At 64.4% G+C, this 18,443-nt stretch carries 19 protein-coding genes and 1 pseudogene; 13 read left to right on the forward strand and 7 right to left on the reverse strand.

The genetic code is table 11. The features are described 5' to 3' along the window. Both ACLQI9_RS23390 and ACLQI9_RS23395 read left to right on the forward strand, forming a co-directional pair. Positions 1-1,007, forward strand: a 1,007-nt coding sequence (locus ACLQI9_RS23390; protein WP_442392267.1) for an HAD-IC family P-type ATPase, incomplete at its 5' end; no start/stop codon positions are given. 716 nt (positions 1,008-1,723) lie between these two features. Next, positions 1,724-1,975: a hypothetical protein gene (locus ACLQI9_RS23395; protein ID WP_442375842.1), complete on the forward strand. Its 252-nt coding sequence runs from the start codon at positions 1,724-1,726 to the stop codon at positions 1,973-1,975. A gap of 221 nt (positions 1,976-2,196) precedes the next feature. Here ACLQI9_RS23395 and ACLQI9_RS23400 read toward each other — a convergent pair whose 3' ends face one another. From ACLQI9_RS23400 to ACLQI9_RS23410, 3 genes are all read right to left on the reverse strand, one after another. Further along, a complete protein-coding gene (locus ACLQI9_RS23400) occupies positions 2,197-2,394 on the reverse strand; it encodes a hypothetical protein (protein ID WP_442375843.1) in 198 nt (65 codons plus the stop codon). A gap of 144 nt (positions 2,395-2,538) precedes the next feature. Next, positions 2,539-2,697: a DUF6307 family protein gene (locus tag ACLQI9_RS23405; protein ID WP_442375844.1), complete on the reverse strand. Its 159-nt coding sequence runs from the start codon at positions 2,695-2,697 to the stop codon at positions 2,539-2,541. Positions 2,698-2,835: 138 nt separating this feature from the next. Then, entirely contained in the window at positions 2,836-3,858 is a 1,023-nt protein-coding gene (locus ACLQI9_RS23410; protein WP_442375845.1) for a glycosyltransferase, read from the reverse strand. Positions 3,859-4,313: 455 nt separating this feature from the next. Here ACLQI9_RS23410 and ACLQI9_RS23415 point away from each other — a divergent pair, with 455 nt between their 5' ends. The 4 genes and pseudogenes from ACLQI9_RS23415 to ACLQI9_RS23430 all read left to right on the forward strand — a co-directional run bounded on the left by ACLQI9_RS23415 (position 4,314) and on the right by ACLQI9_RS23430 (position 7,752). Beyond that, complete coding sequence (locus ACLQI9_RS23415; protein WP_442375846.1) at positions 4,314-4,451, forward strand: hypothetical protein; 138 nt, start codon at positions 4,314-4,316, stop codon at positions 4,449-4,451. Between the two features lie 50 nt (positions 4,452-4,501). Then, positions 4,502-4,869, forward strand: a pseudogene (locus ACLQI9_RS23420) (hypothetical protein); the annotation flags it as partial. 188 nt (positions 4,870-5,057) lie between these two features. Then, positions 5,058-6,278: an alpha/beta hydrolase fold domain-containing protein gene (locus tag ACLQI9_RS23425; RefSeq protein WP_442375847.1), complete on the forward strand. Its 1,221-nt coding sequence runs from the start codon at positions 5,058-5,060 to the stop codon at positions 6,276-6,278. A gap of 55 nt (positions 6,279-6,333) precedes the next feature. Further along, positions 6,334-7,752 carry a WS/DGAT/MGAT family O-acyltransferase gene (locus tag ACLQI9_RS23430; protein ID WP_442375848.1) on the forward strand — a complete coding sequence of 473 codons (1,419 nt, stop codon included), beginning with the start codon at positions 6,334-6,336 and terminating at the stop codon, positions 7,750-7,752. On the opposite strand, the gene fadD12 is transcribed toward ACLQI9_RS23430, so the two are convergent. Next, entirely contained in the window at positions 7,749-9,365 is a 1,617-nt protein-coding gene (fadD12, locus tag ACLQI9_RS23435; protein ID WP_442375849.1) for an acyl-CoA ligase FadD12, read from the reverse strand. The genes ACLQI9_RS23430 and fadD12 overlap by 4 nt on opposite strands. Before the next feature lie 8 nt (positions 9,366-9,373). Continuing rightward, positions 9,374-10,180 (reverse strand): 1-acyl-sn-glycerol-3-phosphate acyltransferase, encoded by an 807-nt coding sequence (locus ACLQI9_RS23440; protein WP_442392268.1) that lies wholly within the window; start codon positions 10,178-10,180, stop codon positions 9,374-9,376. 158 nt (positions 10,181-10,338) lie between these two features. Here ACLQI9_RS23440 and ACLQI9_RS23445 point away from each other — a divergent pair, with 158 nt between their 5' ends. The 3 genes from ACLQI9_RS23445 to ACLQI9_RS23455 all read left to right on the forward strand — a co-directional run bounded on the left by ACLQI9_RS23445 (position 10,339) and on the right by ACLQI9_RS23455 (position 13,085). Beyond that, positions 10,339-11,133, forward strand: coding sequence for a crotonase/enoyl-CoA hydratase family protein (locus ACLQI9_RS23445; protein WP_442375851.1), 795 nt, complete (start codon positions 10,339-10,341; stop codon positions 11,131-11,133). 133 nt (positions 11,134-11,266) lie between these two features. Continuing rightward, positions 11,267-12,775, forward strand: a complete 1,509-nt coding sequence (locus tag ACLQI9_RS23450) for an AMP-binding protein (protein ID WP_442375852.1) — start codon at positions 11,267-11,269, stop codon at positions 12,773-12,775. A 13-nt stretch (positions 12,776-12,788) separates the two neighbouring features. Continuing rightward, positions 12,789-13,085, forward strand: coding sequence for a hypothetical protein (locus ACLQI9_RS23455; RefSeq protein ID WP_424082553.1), 297 nt, complete (start codon positions 12,789-12,791; stop codon positions 13,083-13,085). Here the strand turns inward: ACLQI9_RS23455 and ACLQI9_RS23460 are convergent. Beyond that, positions 13,082-13,720 carry a TetR/AcrR family transcriptional regulator gene (locus tag ACLQI9_RS23460; RefSeq protein WP_442375853.1) on the reverse strand — a complete coding sequence of 213 codons (639 nt, stop codon included), beginning with the start codon at positions 13,718-13,720 and terminating at the stop codon, positions 13,082-13,084. The two genes, ACLQI9_RS23455 and ACLQI9_RS23460, sit on opposite strands and share 4 nt — an antisense overlap. A 27-nt stretch (positions 13,721-13,747) precedes the next feature. Beyond that, positions 13,748-13,894, reverse strand: coding sequence for a hypothetical protein (locus tag ACLQI9_RS23465; protein ID WP_442375854.1), 147 nt, complete (start codon positions 13,892-13,894; stop codon positions 13,748-13,750). Between the two features lie 231 nt (positions 13,895-14,125). Here ACLQI9_RS23465 and ACLQI9_RS23470 point away from each other — a divergent pair, with 231 nt between their 5' ends. The 4 genes from ACLQI9_RS23470 to ACLQI9_RS23485 form a co-directional block, all read left to right on the forward strand. Further along, the gene (locus ACLQI9_RS23470) at positions 14,126-14,947 is read left to right on the forward strand and encodes a crotonase/enoyl-CoA hydratase family protein (RefSeq protein ID WP_442392269.1); all 822 of its coding nucleotides are present in this window, start codon (positions 14,126-14,128) and stop codon (positions 14,945-14,947) included. A 42-nt stretch (positions 14,948-14,989) separates the two neighbouring features. Then, positions 14,990-16,825 carry an acyl-CoA dehydrogenase gene (locus ACLQI9_RS23475; RefSeq protein WP_442375856.1) on the forward strand — a complete coding sequence of 612 codons (1,836 nt, stop codon included), beginning with the start codon at positions 14,990-14,992 and terminating at the stop codon, positions 16,823-16,825. 151 nt (positions 16,826-16,976) lie between these two features. Next, positions 16,977-17,834, forward strand: a complete 858-nt coding sequence (locus ACLQI9_RS23480; RefSeq protein WP_442375857.1) for an acyl-CoA thioesterase II — start codon at positions 16,977-16,979, stop codon at positions 17,832-17,834. 413 nt (positions 17,835-18,247) lie between these two features. After that, positions 18,248-18,443: polyketide synthase docking domain-containing protein (locus ACLQI9_RS23485; protein ID WP_442392270.1), on the forward strand; the 196-nt coding region annotated here is incomplete at its 3' end.

Genomic DNA, 18,443 nt, shown 5'->3' on the forward strand with positions numbered 1-18,443 from the left:
CGGCAGTGGCCGAATCCATCGAGACCGCAGACGGTTTCGCCCAGGTCTTTCCCGAGCATAAGTACCACATCATCGACGTACTGCAGAAGCGTGGCCACATCGCCGGGATGACGGGCGACGGGGTCAACGACGCCCCCGCCCTGAAAAAAGCCGACTGCGGCATCGCCGTATCGGGCGCCACCGACGCCGCCCGCGCAGCCGCCGACATTGTGCTGCTGGCTCCCGGCCTCTCGGTGATCATCGAGGCGATCAAACAGAGCCGTAAGATCTTTCAGCGAATGAACAGCTACGCGATATACCGCATCACCGAAACGCTGCGGGTGCTGCTATTCATGACCGTCGCCATCCTGGTCTTCAACTTCTACCCGCTCACCGCCATCATGATCGTAATGCTCGCGCTGCTCAACGACGGTGCAATCCTGTCCATCGCCTACGACAACGTCCGCTACAAGAACGAGCCCGAAGCGTGGAACATGCGCCTGGTGCTCGGTATCTCCACGGTCCTGGGGGTGGTCGGACCGATCGCCGCGTTCGGCTTGTTCTATCTCGGCGACCGTGTGTTCGACCTTGGCCACCCGCGCCTGCAGACCCTGATGTATCTCATGCTGTCCGTCGCGGGCCACCTGACCATTTTCTTGACCCGAACCCGCAGACAGTTCTGGTCCGTCCGTCCCGCCCGCATTTTGTTGATCGCTGTCCTGGGCACCCAGGCCATCGCCACCGTCATTGCCGTTTATGGGCTATTCATGACCCCGCTGGGCTGGGGGTGGGCAGCGGCGGTGTGGGTATACGCCCTCGCCTGGTTCCTTATCAGCGACCGCATCAAACTTCTGGCCTACCGCATCCTCGATCCCGAAAAGAAGTCTCGCATGGCGGCGCCGGCCCTGGATCCAGATGACCTGGGCAGCATGGGATTTCCGGCCGCATCGATTGGACCCAATAGCGCTCGCTACTCGAGGACCAAAGACCCACGATTGACTCAGACACGAACGGGAGGCGACATGTGACATGTCGCCCAGTTGCCCCGGCAAATGATCCATCCGGCCGGTCACCAGCGACTTCCAAACGGGACTACGTCTCGTATCCACCACACAGATTGCCCAGAACAGCTGACGGACCCCGAGAAGTGGATCGACAAACCGCCACAATCCCCTGCAACGTCGGATATTAGGGCACGCGCTTCATGGACAGGGCGCGGTGCGTGGGGGTTGGATCGCGTCGGCCGATTCATCGTCCCGATTCCAAAAGTCTTCCCGATTCCAAAAGGGGGCGCCGACGAATGCCGAGCTAGATTGCCAAGCTCGCGGAAACTCAATGAAACATCATGTGCCGCAGCGAAACTTCATGTGCCGGAGTTGGTCGATCGAACCTCTGAGAAGCGCGTCGTCGACAACCGCCGTCACCTCCAACTTGTCGAGAGTAATCGCACCTTGTGGTTGTCGAAAAGTGCGATATCCGCGGCATTGCACCCGGTGGCCATGCGCGCCAGAGTCTGCCCCTACGCCGGCAACGGGACGAAATCACTCTGCAACCCGACCACCTAAGGCGGAGACCGAATGGTAATTTGACGAGCCCAACCTGCCGTCATCGCGCCTCGGTTCAGTAGCTGCCAGTAAATCTGTGATTGACCGGTGGCGTTGGCGGGAGAATCCTCAAGGTGATCGCCGGGGCGATCACTCGAAGGGAGGACGTAGTCGACCTATCACGACGATCCGGGAGAGCAATGAGTTCGGAACATGCAATAGAACAGGTGCCGCTGTCGGAGATCCGCGAAGGTGACATGCTCCAAGACCCCCGGTCTGGAAGATGGATCAAAGTCACGCAAACGGCCGACAGCAAAATGCGCGACACTGACATGTGCTCAGATGGGGAGACGCCGGTAATCGAGGAGTACCGCGTCTACTACGGCGACGGAGGTGAAGAGGTCGATTCCCGGTTCGTTACGGGCCTCGTCAGTCGTCAAGTGCGAGAGTAGTCGCGAGCGCCCATTGCGGGCCGCGCGTCACAGCACGACGGAATGCCGCGCCTGTCGCAAGGCGGGCCGACTGGACCTCCGCTGCAAGCATTTCCGCTTCCGCGACCGTGCCTTCCTCGCCGGAGTGCGGTTGGGCAGCCATGTGCGATTACCGTCGGCACGATTGTGTGCTGAAGATTGATCTTGGTGGACTCCTAGGCCTTCGTGGCTTCCGGTTGGGCTCAACCCCAAAAACGGCTCCTCTTCAATCGCTTTTCATCGCCCTTTACGTCGGTCCACATGCCCGGCGCATAGCTGCATGGCTGATCGGCGCCAGCGCGGACGACCTCGAGCGTGCCGTCGTTCTGCTTGATGTACGCGTCACCGAACCGCATATAACTGTCGGTTGCGCCGTCTTGGAGTCTCACGGTAACTGTCATGGTTCAAACCTCCGGGTGCGCCGGCATAATGCCGGCAGGGATCGTGAGTGATTAGCCCATCTTTGATGAATCGGTGAATACGACGTGCACACGAATCGGGGAAGACCGTGTGATCACGAAATGCGGACCATCGTTGGTCCGTCCTCAGCGCACCTTCTCGGGAATCGAATTCAGTGCGTGCAGAACATGTTCCGCCAGTTCGCTTGCCGCCTTGTCTCCCAGCTTGGAATGAGACCTGATGGTGTCCCTGACCAGTTCGAGACGTTGGACGTAGGGCGAGCGGAACGTCGTTGGTGAAGTCATCAAATTTTCCTTTTCAGTCGAGCATGTTCGCTCGCAACCGAGCTGCCCGATATCTACAACGTTACGCCACTTCTCATCGCTGGGGGTGAGTCCATCGAGCACAGCGCCAGCGCATACACGGAGGCAAGGTGGAGTCGGTCATTGCCGCGCAATCGATAAACGTCGTGCGTGCTGCAACGTCGAGATCACCGCGATAGTCGCCTCAGCGCCCTGGTTATTGTCCACCCCGTCGGCCTGCAGTCCCTCGTATCCGCCACCTGTATCCGGGTCCCACATCGGCTCTCCCGCGTCGTTGTCGCCCATGAACCAGGCGGCTGCGGCCCTGACGCCGGCGAGCCAGATCGGGTTGGTGTCGACGGCGGCGGCGCGCGCGCACGCATCGGCGAGTGTGGACACTTCGATGGGCTGCTGGTCAAAACCGGGCCTCGCGTCTTGGGCCCCTCTGCCCGCAGCGGGGGTCGGCGACAGATGCCCGTCTGCCGTTTCGAACGCGATTAGCCACGCCAACAGATCCAGTCCGTGCTGCCGCAGCGGCGCGTCGGCGAGCGCGGCACCCGCAGCGATCATGGCTTCCGGCAGGACGGCGTTCGCGTACGTCAGTCGCGACTCGGGCCACGGCCACGTCGGGTCGTAGCTCCGAGCGGGTACCGAGGTGGCGTAGTCGGTGAGCAGCGCCCGAGCCGCGCGGTGCTCTGGGTCAAAGGCGAGGAGTTCGGCAGCGCCGAGCGCCGCGAACGCCATCGCCCGTGGCCATGCCGACCGCTCCTGGGCGGCACGCTCGAACTGCATGATGGCCGACTGGCGGGCCCAGGAGACATTGCTGTGCGCGGCCGCGGTCCCCAGACCCCAGATGCACAGCCCCCAGGCGTCCTCTAGGGCTGGCTCGTCGACCCAGCTGCCCATGCTGTCCATCTCATTACGGCATGCGCCGGTAAGGGCTTGCGCGTCGTTCAAGAATCGCAACGCGACTCCGGCCAGACCGTTCAGTGTTCGGTCGGGCCCATGGTCCCGAGTGGCGACAACGAGCACCCGCGCCACATCGTCCGTGCCGTAACCATGCTCCGGCAGCGGCTCGGCGAGCCGCGCGTGCCCAAAAGTGCCACGACGGTCGGTCAGCCGTAGCAGATGATCGAATACCGGCGCCGCGAACGTCGTGGTCATACGAGTGCCAGACGTCGCGTGAGGACTCGCACGACGCAGACGCCGACGCCGTTGGCGTCCAACCCGTTGGCCAAAGCCGCGCTGAACGTCGGCAGCCTGCACAGTGGCGGTGCATACGTACATCGGATCCCAAAGCTCGGAGACCCGAAAAACCCCTGGCCCACAACAGGAACCGCTGATGGTCGAAATATAGGCAAAGTGCTCAAGGTGATCCCAACTGCTTTCTCACCTGCGTGTCCAGCTCAAGCGGCTGCACCGCGCGGTCAGCGGCAGACGGCTGACTCATCCCGGACTAGCTGGGCTCCCAACTGATTTGACGATACACCCACAATGGCGTCGGCGCGACGAGATGGCTGTGAACGTCGCGTCGTCGCCGGACGATCCGATCAACCCCGCGTCGTGGGGTAGAGTCCGGGGATCGGGACCAACCAGGCCCCATGATGAAGGGGCCAGTGATGGCTGATAAGTCTCCTCGGCAAGCCATGAGCAAGAAGTCAGGAAAGTCACTGAAGGAGAAACGCGCCGACAAGCACACCAAGGCCGCCCGCCGCGCCGCGTCGACCGATGCATTATTTCACGACAAGAAGCGCTGAAGCACAATGACTTTCGTCGCACACCCTAGACGACATCAAAACCGCGGCGAGTGACCGGACACCTCAATTTCCGCAGATTCGTAGTTTCAGCGGGATGCGACGATGCGTCCGTAGTCAGCACACCGCCAGGGTTTGACAGGAACGAAATCGCTGCGCTTGCCGTCGTAGCGATGTGCGACGGCCCGATGATCGAATTGAGTTGTGGTCCTGGATGTTTGGTCACCTGCTTGATTCGGCCGAGGTGTTCCGGCATTGGGTGTCGACCGATCGGCCAAAGCGATCCGACTGGCGGGCCCGGTGTGGAGCTCCGGCGCTCCTCGGTGACGTATTCCAGCTGCTGCTCGGAATAGGCTGTTGGCAAACAGTTTTGCTGATCGACGGCAAGGTCGGCCTGGGCGTGGACTGCGCCGCAGTGCTCGCAGGCCAGCTAGGTTGAGAATGGGCGATGTCCGCCTGATCGGCGAGCGGGTGATCGCTGGCATGGCCTTGTCGTGAGCGTGGATGCGGCCAGCCTCAACAGGCGTTTCTTGTCAGCTGGCTACTGCTCACCGACGAAGCGGTCGCGTTTGCCGTTTGACGGGTGGACCCGCAAGGTACGCTCCCGGAATGACGGTAAGACCGGCGCCCCGCCTGCCCGGACCGACCATGGCGGCGCGGGCCAGATGGTTGCTACGAGCCCGCCCAGGCGACTACATGCTGGCGCTGAGCATGGCGACGGCTTCGCTGCCCGTGGTGGGCAAGCATCTCGAACCGCTGGGCGGCGTGACCGCGATGGGCGTCTGGGGCTACCGGCACATACCGGGATTCTTGTCCACATCAGCGAAGTCCTGGCTCACTCCGGGCATCGGTGAGATCCGCAAGGCCGAGCGCGGCCAGACCCAAGCGGTGTCCGACGCTGCACTGCGCGGCGTCGTATCGGGCAAAGACCTCGACATCGAATGGCCGCCCCCGGAGCGGACGCCACCGTTCTGGAAGGCGCGGCAACACCGTCGGTACCTGCGTCGCACCTCGGTGCGGTACGGCAGCCACCCGGTGCAACTGCTCGACGTCTGGCGGCGGAGGGACCTGCCGGTCAGGCCGGCACCCGTGATGATCTTCGTACCCGGCGGCGCCTGGGTGCACGGTGGTCGCACTCTGCAGGGCTATGCGTTGATGTCGCATCTGGCCGAACTGGGTTGGGTGTGTCTGTCGGTGCAATACCGGGTTTCGCCGCACCACCGCTGGCCAAGCCACATCACCGACGTCAAAACCGCGATCGCGTGGGCGCGCGCCAACGTCGACAAGTTCGGTGGCGACCGCAATTTCATTGCGGTGGCAGGTTGTTCGGCAGGCGGGCACCTGTCCGCGCTGGCCGGCCTCACCGGCAACGACCCCGAAATGCAGACCGAGCTGCCGCCTGGCTCGGACACCTCGGTGGATGCTGTGGTGGGGATTTACGGCCGTTACGACTGGGAGGACCGCTCGACCGTCGAGCGGGACCGCTTCGTCGATTTTCTGGAACGGGTGGTCGTCAAGCGCAGGATCGACCGTCATCCCGAGGTGTTCCGCCAAGCCTCGCCGATGGGCCGGGTACATTCGGATGCCCCGCCATTCCTGGTGATTCACGGCAGTAACGATTCGGTGATCCCGGTGGAACAGGCGCGCAGCTTTGTCGAGCGGCTGAGGTCGGTGTCGCGCTCGGTAGTGAGTTACATGGAGTTGCCCGGCGCCGGACACGGCTTTGATCTGACCGATGGGGCCCGCACCGGTGCGATGGCGACCGCAGTCGGGCTGTTCCTCAACCAGGTCCACCGCAACCGGATGATCGCGGCCAAAGAGGTTATTTAGCAGCCGGCCGACTGTATGGTCGCCCCGTGGGGTTAAAAAACCGCGGAGTGTGCAGGTGAAAAGGCTGAGCGGCTGGGATGCGGTGTTGCTCTACAGCGAGACACCGAACGTGCACATGCATACCCTCAAAGTCGCTGTGATCGAGTTGGATCGCGACCATCGCGACTTCGACGTCGACGCGTTCCGCCGGGTCATTGGCGGTCGGTTGTACAAGCTGGAGCCGTTTCGCTTTCAGCTCGTTGACATCCCGCTCAAGCTGCATCACCCGATGTGGCGGGAAAATTGCGATGTCGACCTGACCTACCACGTGCGGCCGTGGCAAGTGCGCGCCCCGGGCGGTCGTCGCGAGCTCGATGAGGCCATCGGAGAAATCGCCAGCACGCCGCTGGACCGTGATCACCCGTTGTGGGAGATGTACTTCGTTGAGGGGCTGGCCGATGACCGGATTGCGGTGGTCGGCAAGATCCACCACGCGCTGGCCGACGGGGTGGCCGCGGCGAATCTGCTGGCGCGCGGCATGGATCTGGCGCCCGGCCCGCAGTCCGGCCGGACCCGGTTCGCGGCCGACCCCGCTCCGTCCACCGGCGAATTGGTTCGGTCGGCGTTCGCTGATCACCTGCGCCACATCGGGCGGATCCCGCGGACCGTCGGCTACACCGCGCAAGGGATTAACCGGGTGCGCCGCAGCACGCGCAAGCTGTCACCAGAGCTGACCCGGCCTTTCACCCCGCCGCCGACATTCATGAATCACATGCTCACCCCCGAGCGCAGATTCGCCACCGCGACCTTGGCGCTGGCCGATATCAAGGAGACCGGCAAGGCGCTCGGCGTCACGATCAACGACATGGTGCTGGCGCTGTCCGCGGGCGCGTTGCGCAAATTGCTGCTGCGCTATGACGGTAAGGCCGATCACCCCCTGCTGGCCTCGGTGCCGGTGAGCTTCGACTTCTCGCCCGACCGAATCTCGGGGAATTACTTCACCGGGATGCTGGTGGCGTTACCGTCCGACCTCGACGACCCGCTGGAACGGGTGCGGCGCACCCACGACAACGCTGTCGACGCCAAGGAGAGCCACCAGCTGCTCGGGCCGGAACTGGTCAGCCGGTGGGCGGCCTACTTTCCGCCGGGGCCGTCGGAGTCGATATTCCGCTGGCTGGCCACCCGCGACGGCCAGAACAAGGTGCTCAACCTGCCGATCTCCAACGTTCCAGGTCCGCGGGAACACGGGCGGGTCGGCGGCGCACTGGTCACCGAGATCTATTCGGTGGGACCGTTGACTACCGGCAGCGGCCTGAACATCACGGTGTGGAGTTATGTCGACCAGCTCAACGTCTCGGTGCTTTCCGACGGCGCCACGGTCGACGACCCGCACGAGTTAACCGATGCCATCATCGATGAGTTCATCGAAATCCGCCGCGCTGCAGGGGTTTCCGAAAAGTTGACGGTCATCGAGACCGCGATGGCGCAGGCCTAGCCGTCCAGACGGGACAGCAGGTCACGACGGACGATCTTGCCGGTGCTGCTGCGCGGCAGCTCGTCGAGTACGACGATCTCCCGAGGCACCTTGTAATTGGCCAGGTTGTCCCGGACATGCTGCTTGAGGCGGTCGCCGGTGGCCTTCGAAGGGTCAGCAGACGGCGTCAGCACGACGAAGGCCGCCAGCCGTTGGCCGTAGCCTTCATCGTCGACTCCGAACACCGCGGCTTCGGCGACGTCGGGATGAGTCGTCAAGGCCTTTTCGACCTCTATCGGATAGACGTTTTCACCGCCGGAGACGATCATCTCGTCGTCGCGCCCGACCACATACAGCCGCCCGGCCTCATCCAGGCGGCCCACATCACCCGATGCCATGAAGCCTTCGTGGAAGTCTTTGCCCGCGCCGGAGGTGTAACCGTCGAAGCGGTTGGAGTTGCGGACGAAGATCTGACCGACCTCACCGGTAGGCAACGGGCGACGCTCGGTGTCGAGGATGCGAATCTCGGTGCCGCTGGCAGGTTTACCCGCGGTGTCCGGCGCGGCCCGCAGGTCGGTGGGCGTCGCGGTGGCGATCATGCCGGCCTCGGTGGCGTTGTAGTTGTTGTAGATGATGTCGCCGAACTCGTCCATGAACCGGGTGACGACGTCGGGACGCATGCGAGACCCCGAAGCGGTGGCGAACCGCAGCGAACGACCACTGTAGCGATGGCGGACCTCGTCGGGCAGGTCCATGATCCGGTCGAACATCACCGGCACCACGCACAGGCCGCTCGCCTGGTGGCGGTCGATGAGCTCGAGGGTGGCCTCCGGGTCGAACTTGCGCCGCGTCGCCACCGTGCAGCCCAGCGACGCGGCGAAAACCAGCTGCGAAAAGCCCCACGCGTGAAACATCGGCGCCACCACCACCACCGTCGTCTCCTCGGTGTGCCACGGTACCCGGTCGAGGATCGCTTGGAGTTCGGTCGCACCACCGCCGGAGTGCTTGGCGCCCTTGGGGTTACCGGTGGTTCCCGACGTCAGCAGAATCAGTTTGCCCTTGCGGTCTGCCTTTGCGGGCCGCCGGCCGGTGTGAGCGGCGATCAGCTTCTCGACGGTGGTCTCGTGGGTCTCAGGGTGGTCTGTCCACGCGACGATCCGGGTGGTGTTGGGTTTGTCGACCAGCGCACGGTTCACCGAGTCGGTGAACTCTTCGTCGTAGATCACCGCGTCCGCGCCTTCGCGATTGACCACGTCGGCCAGCGCCGGGCCGGCGAACGAGGTGTTCAGCAGTAGCACGTCGGCGCCGATTCGGTTGGCCGCCAACAACGCCTCGACGAAGCCGCGGTGGTTGCGGCACATGATGGCAACGACTTCCGGTGTGCCGCCGGGCAAGCCCTGCAGCCCAAAAGCCAACGCGTCGCCGCGCTGGTCGAGCTGACGGTAGGTCAGTGTCCCGAGTTCGTCGATCAGCGCCGGACGGTTCGGGCAACGTTGCGCTGACATCGCGAATCCGCTTGTGACGGAAAGGCCTTCGCGGCGCACCACCGCGGCGATGCGTAGATACTTGTCAGGTCTCAGCGGTGCGATGATTCCCGCGTGGACCATGGTGGCCAGCAGGCCGAGCGGTGCCATCGGCGCTACTAGCCGATGACCGGAAGGCGACGCTCTTTTGCCAACGTGTCGAGCGCCTTCTGCATGACGCGGCGGACGTGGGCATCGACCGCGTCGATGTCGGGCTCCTCGCCGAACTCGCCCACCACGTCGATCGGCTCCAGTACCTGCATCACGATCTTGGTCGGCAGCGGCACGTTGACCGGAACCACCGCAGACAGACCGAACGGGAAGCCCACCGAGATCGGCAGGATCTTCACCCGCATCAGCTTGTCCAACCGCAGCGCCTTGGCCAATCCCGTGCCGCGGGACAGGTAGAGCTGGCTCTCCTGACCGCCGATGGCGACGGCGGGCACGATCGGAACGCCGGCGTTCAGCGCAGCCCGGACGTATCCGGCGCGGCCGTCGAAATCAATGATGTTCTCCGCCAGCGTCGGTCGGTAAACGTCGTAATCGCCGCCCGGAAACACTACGACCACACCGCCGGATCGCAGTGCCTCGTCGGCATTTTCGTGGTTGGCGCGAATGAAGCCGGTGCGGACGAAGAACTCGGCGGTCGGGCCGGTGAAGATGACGTCGTGGCTCAGCGTGTAGACGGGCCGGTCATACCCGAACTTCTCGTAGAAACCGGAGGCGAACACCGGAACGTCCATCGGGAACAACCCACCGGAGTGATTGGACACCACGAGCGCGCCGCCCGGTGGGAAGGAATCCAGCCCGCGCACCTCCGCGCGGTGGTAACCCTTGATCAGCGGACGGATCCACCCCATCACGCGTTCGGTGAGCCCGGGATCCCACTTGGAAATCTCGGTAGGTTCGATGTCGATTGCGGCCAACGCATTCCCCTGGGATCTCAGCGCGGATTTGGGCTGTGATGTCGGCTGTGATCGTAACCCAGCGTCTCCGACATGCTCTCCTCGCCGACCGTTCGGGGCCGCTCGATACCATCTCCTCGACACCCGTCAATGAACTTAAATAGGAGCGCGACACCGCTGTGAACACTGTGAGCACTGAAGAAGCCGCCAACAGCGAACCCGAGGTCCTCGTCGAGCAGCGGGACCGGATCCTGATCATCACCATCAACAGGCCGAAGGCCAAGAATGCGGTCAACGCCGCCGTGGCCAGAGGTCTAGCCGATGCTGTGGACCGGCTTGACGAAGACCAGGGCCTGTCGGTGGGCATCTTGACCGGCGCGGGTGGCTCGTTCTGTGCCGGAATGGATCTCAAAGCGTTTGCCCGCGGCGAGGTTCCCGTCGTCGAGGGCCGGGGCATGGGCTTTACCGAGCGTCCACCGGTCAAGCCGCTGATCGCCGCCGTCGAAGGCTACGCGCTGGCCGGCGGCACCGAGCTGGCGCTGGCCACCGACCTGATCGTGGCATCCAGGGACGCGGCATTCGGCATTCCCGAGGTCAAACGCGGCCTGGTCGCCGGGGGCGGGGGACTGCTGCGGCTGCCGGAGCGCATCCCGGCTGCCATCGCGATGGAGTTGGCGCTGACCGGGGAAAATTTCACCGCCGAGCGAGCGCATGCGCTGGGGATGGTCAATGTGTTGGCCGAGCCCGGGGGCGCGCTGGATGCGGCGATCGCCTTGGCCGAGAAGATCACCGCCAACGGGCCGCTCGCGGTGGCCGCCACCAAGCAGATCATCGTCGAGTCGCGCGGCTGGAGTCCTGAGACCAGGTTCGCCGAGCAGAACAAGATCCTGATGCCGGTGTTCTCGTCCAACGACGCCAAGGAAGGCGCCATCGCGTTCGCCGAGAAGCGTCCCGCCCGCTGGACCGGCACCTGACCGCGATCACCGGAATGCCGCGGCACCGGGCCGCCCCCGATCGGCAGATAGTTGCATGATCTAAACTAAGCCCAGGCGGGGCATGACACTTCTCACGGCCTTTGTAACGGGTGTAACGACAGAAAGTTCGAGGATGAGCATTTCGTTACTTCTTGAGATGGCCGTGTCGAGCAATCCCGACCGCACGGCCATCGTCTCGGGGGACACCCGGCTGACGACGCAGCAGCTCAGCGATCTCGCCGACGGCGGCGCAGGCGTCATCGCGCAATCGAACGCTAAACACGTCGTCTACGTCGGCACCGGCGGTGTGATGCTGCCGCTGCTGATCTTCGCGTCGGCGCGGGCCGGGCTGGCGTTCACACCGATCAACTACCGCCTCTCCGCTGAAGCCATCCAAGCGCTGATCCGGCGGCTGCCCGAACCGTTGGTGATCGTCGACAGCCGGTACCGCGACATGCTGGGCGACGCCGGTCAGCACGTCATCGATTCCGACGAGTTTTGTGCGCAGGCCGGTGAGGCGGCCCCATCTGAAAACCCAGCGGAGTTTCCCGACCCGGACGCGGTCGCGATCGTGCTGTTCACCTCGGGCACCACGTCGCAGCCAAAGGCCGTCGAACTCACGCACAACAACCTGACCAGCTACGTCACCGGAACGGTCGAATTCGAGTCGGCCGAGCCGACCGACGCGGCGCTGATCTGCGTGCCGCCTTATCACATCGCGGGGGTCGGCGCGGCGCTGTCGAACCTGTACGCCGGTCGCAAAATGGTCTACCTGCCCGCGTTCGACGCGCAGGAATGGGTGCGGCTGATCAACGCCGAGCACGTCACCACCGCAACCGTGGTGCCCACCATGCTCGACCGCATCGTCACCGTGCTGGAGGACGGCGACCATCAACTGCCGTCGCTGCGCAACTTGGCCTACGGCGGCTCGAAAGTCGTTCTGCCGCTGGTCCGCCGGGCCCTTGAGCTGCTGCCGGACGTCGGGTTCGTCAACGCCTACGGTCTGACCGAGACGAGTTCCACGATCACCGTGCTCACCCCGGGGGATCACCGCCAGGCGCAGGCTGCTTCGGATCCCGCGGTCGTCAAGCGGTTGGGTTCGGTCGGGCAACCGGTGCCCGGCATCGAGGTCCAGATCCGTGACGAGAACGGCACCGTGCTCGGGCCGGGGGAGACCGGTGAGTTGTTCGTTCGAGGTGACCAGGTCTCCGGCCGCTACACGGGGATCGGCTCGGTGCTCGACGCCGACGGGTGGTTCCCGACCAGAGACATCGCCACCCTCGACGGAGCTGGCTACCTGTTCATCGGGGGGCGCAGCGATGACACCATCATCCGGGGCGGTGAGAACATCGCGCCCGCCGAGCTGGAGGACGTGCTGATCGAGCACGCCCATGTGCATGACGTCGCCGTGGTCGGCGTCGACGATCCGCAGTGGGGGCAGGCGATCGTCGCGGTGGTGGTGCCGGCGGCCGGCGCCGACCCCGATCCCGAGGAGCTGCGTGAGCACGTCCGCAAGAGCTTGCGGGGTTCGCGCACCCCCGACCGAGTAGTCTTTCGCGACGAGCTGCCCACCAATGCAACCGGCAAGGTGCTCCGCCGCGAAATTGTCGACGAGCTTCGTGCCGCTCCGGCCGAGCAGTAAGGAACCAAACATCATGATCAAGAACGGAACCCGTCTGGCCAGCCAGGTGTGCGACACCCAGGTCATCGTCGTCCGAAGCGCGGACAGCCTCGACGATTTGCGCTGTGGCGGCGCACCGATGGTGGCGTTGGACGCCGAGCGTTCCGGTGAACTGGATCCGGCCTTCGCCGACGGCAACGTGATGGGGAAGCGGTACGTGGACGAGACGGGGGCCGAGGTACTGGTTACCAAGGCGGGTGCTGGAACCCTGGCTGTCGGCGAGACCGCGCTCAGCCTCAAGGAAGCCAAACCGCTGCCCGCCAGCGACTAGTTTTCGCGGCGCTCCGATAGCCCGTTGCGGCGGACGAATTCCCGTGCTTTAACCAGGAATTCGAGCTGATCGTGGACCTTTCGCAGGGGGTCGGCACTGCGTGTGGAGCGGCAAAGCACGACGGCGCCCTCCAGTGCGGCGATCGACATTACCGCCAGCGAGTCGGCATCCGACTCGAGGAAGCCGTCGGCGACAAACGCGCGCGTCAGCGCCGTGCGCCAGTGGGCGAAAATCCGTCCAGCCTCGGCGGCCAACCGGACTTCGTCATCGGCGCAGCCGATCGCCGCGGCCACCACGGGACAGCCGGCGTTGAAATCGCTGTCAGCCAGCGCGCGTTCCCAGAATTTGACGAACTGCCGCAACAGCACTTTCGCGCCCCGCCCGGCGGCGTCGTCGATGTCGGCGGTGATCGCATCCCCGGCATACCGGAGCGCCTCGGCGACGATCTGATTGCGGCCGTCGGGAAAGTGGTAGTAGACCGAGCCACGGGGTGCGCCGCTGCGGGTGAGCACCTCGTCGATGGTCACGCCCGCGGTGCCGCGTTCACGCATCACCTCGGCGGCGCTGATCAGCATATTTATTCGGGTATTCCCGCGCTTGCTGCGGGCAGGCGTCGGCCGCGTTGTCAGCGACATGGTCGTGCTTTCCTTACCGTCCGGCCGTCACGCAGCGTGCGGGTGGCGGAGATGCGGAATTCGCCAGTGCATGGCACGTCGATCGAACCGTACGGACCGCAACGACTTGCGGCGAAGGTCGGGAATCTCCCGGGTGAACTGGTAGCCGGCGAGATTGAGCTCAACGATCAACATGATCTTCTCCTGGGCTATCTGGTCCCGTCGTGCGCCGGATCAACCAACCCACGATTATGCTATGAAGCATATAAGACAGGAGTAAGGTAAGCAAATCAACGGCTGTGTGATAGGCAGCAATCCCTGCAAGTGCCTCATTTCGACCTGTCAAGGGTTTGGTGGGACGGGAGTGTAACGCGCCTGGAATTATGCTCTATTGCATAATTGTGGCCGCTGCGCTTGACTGTGCCGATGGCCAACACCCCGCCCGACAACGCGCCGGTCCTGCCGGCCCTCGACACCGTGACTTTGGAGCGGGACGGACACGTCTTGCTGATCGGCCTGAACCGGCCGCATAAACGGAATGCTTTCAATCAGGCGATGCTCACCGACCTGGCTCGCGCCTACGGGCTGCTCGAGTCGGACGCGTCGGTGCGCGTCGGTGTGCTCTTCGCGCACGGGGATCACTTCACCGGCGGTCTGGACCTTGTCGATGTCGGTCCCAATATCGCCTCCGGCGACCTGCCCCTGCCGGCCGATGGACGGGACCCGTGGCGTCTGGACGGTTCCTGGACCACGCCGCTGATCGCGGTGGCGCATGGCTGGTGCATGACCCTGGGCATCGAGCTGCTGCTGGCCGCCGATGTCCGCATCGCGGCGACGGGCACCCGGTTCGCGCAGCTCGAGGTGCAGCGCGGCATCTATCCCTTCGGTGGCGCGACCTTGCGACTGCCTCGCGAGGCCGGATGGGGCAACGCCATGCGCTGGCTGCTCACCGGCGACGAGTTCGACGCCGCCGAGGCGCACCGGATCGGTCTGGTCCAAGAGGTGGCCGATGACGCCGCGGCCGCGTTGACGGTGGCCCGCGAGATCGCCCACACCATCGCCGGGCGCGCGGCACCGCTGGCCGTGCGCGCCACGCTGGCGTCAGCGCATCTGGCCCGCGATCGGGGCGACGCGGCCGCCATCGAGCGGCTACGCCCCGAAGTGGCTGCCCTGTTCGCCACCGCCGACGCCGCCGAGGGCGTGCAGTCTTTCATCGAACGCCGCCAAGCCCAATTCCAGGGGCGCTGAGAGAGTTAGGCTCGGCCCAGCGGATCGGGGAAGGCTTCAGCCATGGGCCACTACAAGAGCAATGTGCGCGACCTGGAATTCAACTTGTTCGAAACGCTGGGCTTGGAGCAGGTGCTGGCCGACGAAGCGTTCGGCGACCTGGACGGCGAATCGGTGCGGGAGATGCTTTCCGAGGCCGCCCGGTTGGCCGAGGGGCCGGTGGCCGAGTCGTTCGCCGACGGCGACCGCCACCCGCCGACGTTCGATCCCGACACGCATGTCGTCAGCCTGCCCGAACCGTTCAAGAAGTCGCTGAGTGCGTGGCGCGACGGCGAGTGGTTCCGGGTCGGGCTCGACGAGGACGTCGGCGGTGTGCCGGCGCCGTCGATGGTGCAGTGGGCAGTCAACGAATTGGTGCTCGGCGCCAACCCGCCGGTGTTCATGTTCTTGGCCGGGCCGTTTATGGCGAACATCCTCTACGGCATCGGCAATGAGCAGCAACGGCACTGGGCAGCGCTGGCGATCGACCGCAACTGGGGCGCAACCATGGTGCTCACCGAACCCGACGCCGGTTCCGACGTCGGCGCCGGCCGCACCAAAGCGATCGACCAGGGCGACGGCACCTGGCACATCGACGGCGTCAAGCGGTTCATCACCAACGGCGACACCGACGACCTGTTCGAGAACATCCTGCACCTGGCGCTGGCCCGGCCCGAGGGCGCCCAGCCGGGTACCAAGGGTCTGAGCCTCTTTCTGGTGCCCAAATTCCTGTTCGACCCCGAGACCGGCGAACCGGGCGAGCGCAACGGGGTATTCGTCACCGGGCTGGAACACAAGATGGGCCTCAAAGTTTCGGCGACCTGCGAACTGACGTTCGGCCAGCATGGAGTACCAGCGAAAGGATGGCTGGTCGGGGACAGCCACAACGGGATCGCGCAAATGTTCAAGATCATCGAGTATGCGCGAATGATGGTAGGCACCAAAGCCATTGCGACGTTGTCGACGGGCTACCTGAATGCGTTGGAGTACGCCAAGACTCGGGTCCAGGGAGCCGATCTCACCCAGATGACGGATAAGACCGCGCCGCGGGTCACCATCCTCCACCATCCCGATGTGCGCCGGGCGCTGATGACGCAGAAGTCCTACGCCGAAGGCCTGCGTGCGCTCTATCTCTACACCGCCGCCCACCAGGACGCGGCGGCGGCCGCCGTCGTGTCCGGCGCCGACCCGGAGTTGGCGGAGCGGGTGAACGATCTGCTGCTGCCGATCGTCAAGGGCGTCGGCGCCGAGCGGGCCTATCAAACGTTGACTGAATCGCTGCAAACGTTTGGCGGGTCCGGCTTCCTGCAGGATTACCCGATCGAGCAGTACATCCGCGACGCCAAGATCGACAGCCTCTACGAGGGCACCACCGCGATCCAGGCGCAGGACTTCTTCTTCCGCAAGATCGTCCGCGATCACGGTGTGGCGCTGCAACATCTGGTGACGCAGATCGAGGCATTCATCGAAAGCGCCGATGCCCGCCCCGAACTCGCGGACGCCCGTTCGCAGTTGACCACCGCACTCGACGACCTGCAAGCCTGGGTCAACACCATGACCGGGTATCTGGTGGAGTCGCAGCAAAGCGCCCGCGAACTCTACCGAGTGGGCTTGGAGTCGGTGCGCTTCCTGCTTGCGGTCGGTGATCTGCTGATCGGATGGCTGTTGCTTCGGCACGCTGAGATCGCGCTGGCAGCGCTCGATCGCGACCCGACAGCGGCCGACCGGGCGTTCTATAGCGGAAAAGTCGCTGCGGCAAACTTTTTCGTCAAGAACGTGCTCCCGCGGCTGGCCGCTGATCGCGGGATCGCGGCAAATGTCGATCTGGCGATCATGGACCTGCGCGAAGAGGCGTTCTAACCTCTTGGGCGGCCCATCGAATACACCACCACCCGGACTGGGCGCCGCTGGCAATCCCGGACACAGGCAACCGTCGATCCGCTTCTGTGCTGCTCCAACAATAAGGTTCATGTGCACCGGATCGGGTAGAACAACTCTTAGGAGGGCACCGTTGGCCAGTGACTTCGAGCAGTTCCTGACGATCCTGAATCTCGAGCGCGTCGACGAACTCACCTTCCTGGGATCGCACCCGACCAAGAACCCAGGCCGCACGTACGGCGGCCAGCTGATGGCGCAGGCGCTAATCGCCGGCAGCCAGGTGCTGACCCACAAGGTGCCGCCGGCTGCGCTCCATGTGCATTTCATCGCCGGCGGCGAGCCGAAGAAGGACATCCAATACCGGGTGGTCCGGCTGCGTGATGAGCGCCGGTTCGCTAATCAGCGGGTTGATGCGATGCAAGACGGCACATTGCTGTCCTCGGCGATGATCTCCTATGTATCCGGTGGCCCGGGTCTTGAGCACGGTGTTACGCCACCGAAGGTGTCAGATCCGCACACGTTGCCCTCGGTCGACGAGCTCCTGGATGGCTACGAAAACGTCGTCCCCGAGATCGTGAACGCGTTGCGACCGATCGAAGTGCGTTACGCCAACGACCCGGCCTGGGTGATGCGAGACAAAGGGGAGCGGCTCACCTACAACCGGATCTGGCTGCGCGCGAACGGCGAAATGCCCGACGACCCACTGCTACACACCGCCGCGATGGTGTACTCGTCGGACGCCGCGCCCCTTGATTCGATCATCACAACACATGGGTTGTCGTGGGGCTACGACCACGTCTTCGCCGCGTCGGTCAACCACTCAATCTGGTTTCACCGCCAGGTCCGTTTCGATGACTGGGTGCTGTACTCGACATCTTCCCCGGCGGCGGCCGATTCCCGCGGGCTAGGTACCGGCAACTTTTTCAACCGCGGCGGCCAATTGATAGCAACGGTGGTCCAGGAAGGAATCGTCATACACATGCCTGCGTGATTTCACGCGGATGACGGACCGTCGGTCGAAGTTGCCAAGGGGCGCCCGAATTAGTTTTTGCCAGTTGTCGATGTGCCGACGGGCATCAACGCTGCGGACGTGGCGCACCCTCTCGGACGCACGAGATCGTCCGGGAATCGACTCGGCTCATCCCGGGTTTACGATGTCAGCTGCGGCAAACGTCGCTAGCCGTCGTTTGCCCGAGCCAACCAGACTAGCCACGGTATGAGTGACCACAACCCCCCAAGCCTCGTCACCACCGGCCGATGGAGCCTGTGTCGGAGCCCGGCCGGCATCAGGGCATTTAGTCCCCGCTGCGCTGCGAGAGACTACCTTGACCCCAGCCACGGTCCACCGCCCGGCACCGCGACGAAGAGAAAAAGTAAAGGTCTCTAACACGGAGAGGGGACAGGGTGTCTATAGCGGCCGATGAGCTTGTCGCAGCACTACGTCTGGCAGCCAAAGAGAACGCCGAGTTGCGCCGGCAGAATCGCGAGCTCGTTGCATCGAAAAACGCTCCGGTGGCGGTGGTGGGGATGGGGTGTCGGTTTCCGGGTGGGGTGTGTTCGCCGGAGGGGTTGTGGGAGGTGGTGGCGGGGGGTCGGGATG

The sequence above is a fragment of the Mycobacterium sp. genome (genome assembly GCF_052143115.1).
Lineage (GTDB): Bacteria > Actinomycetota > Actinomycetes > Mycobacteriales > Mycobacteriaceae > Mycobacterium.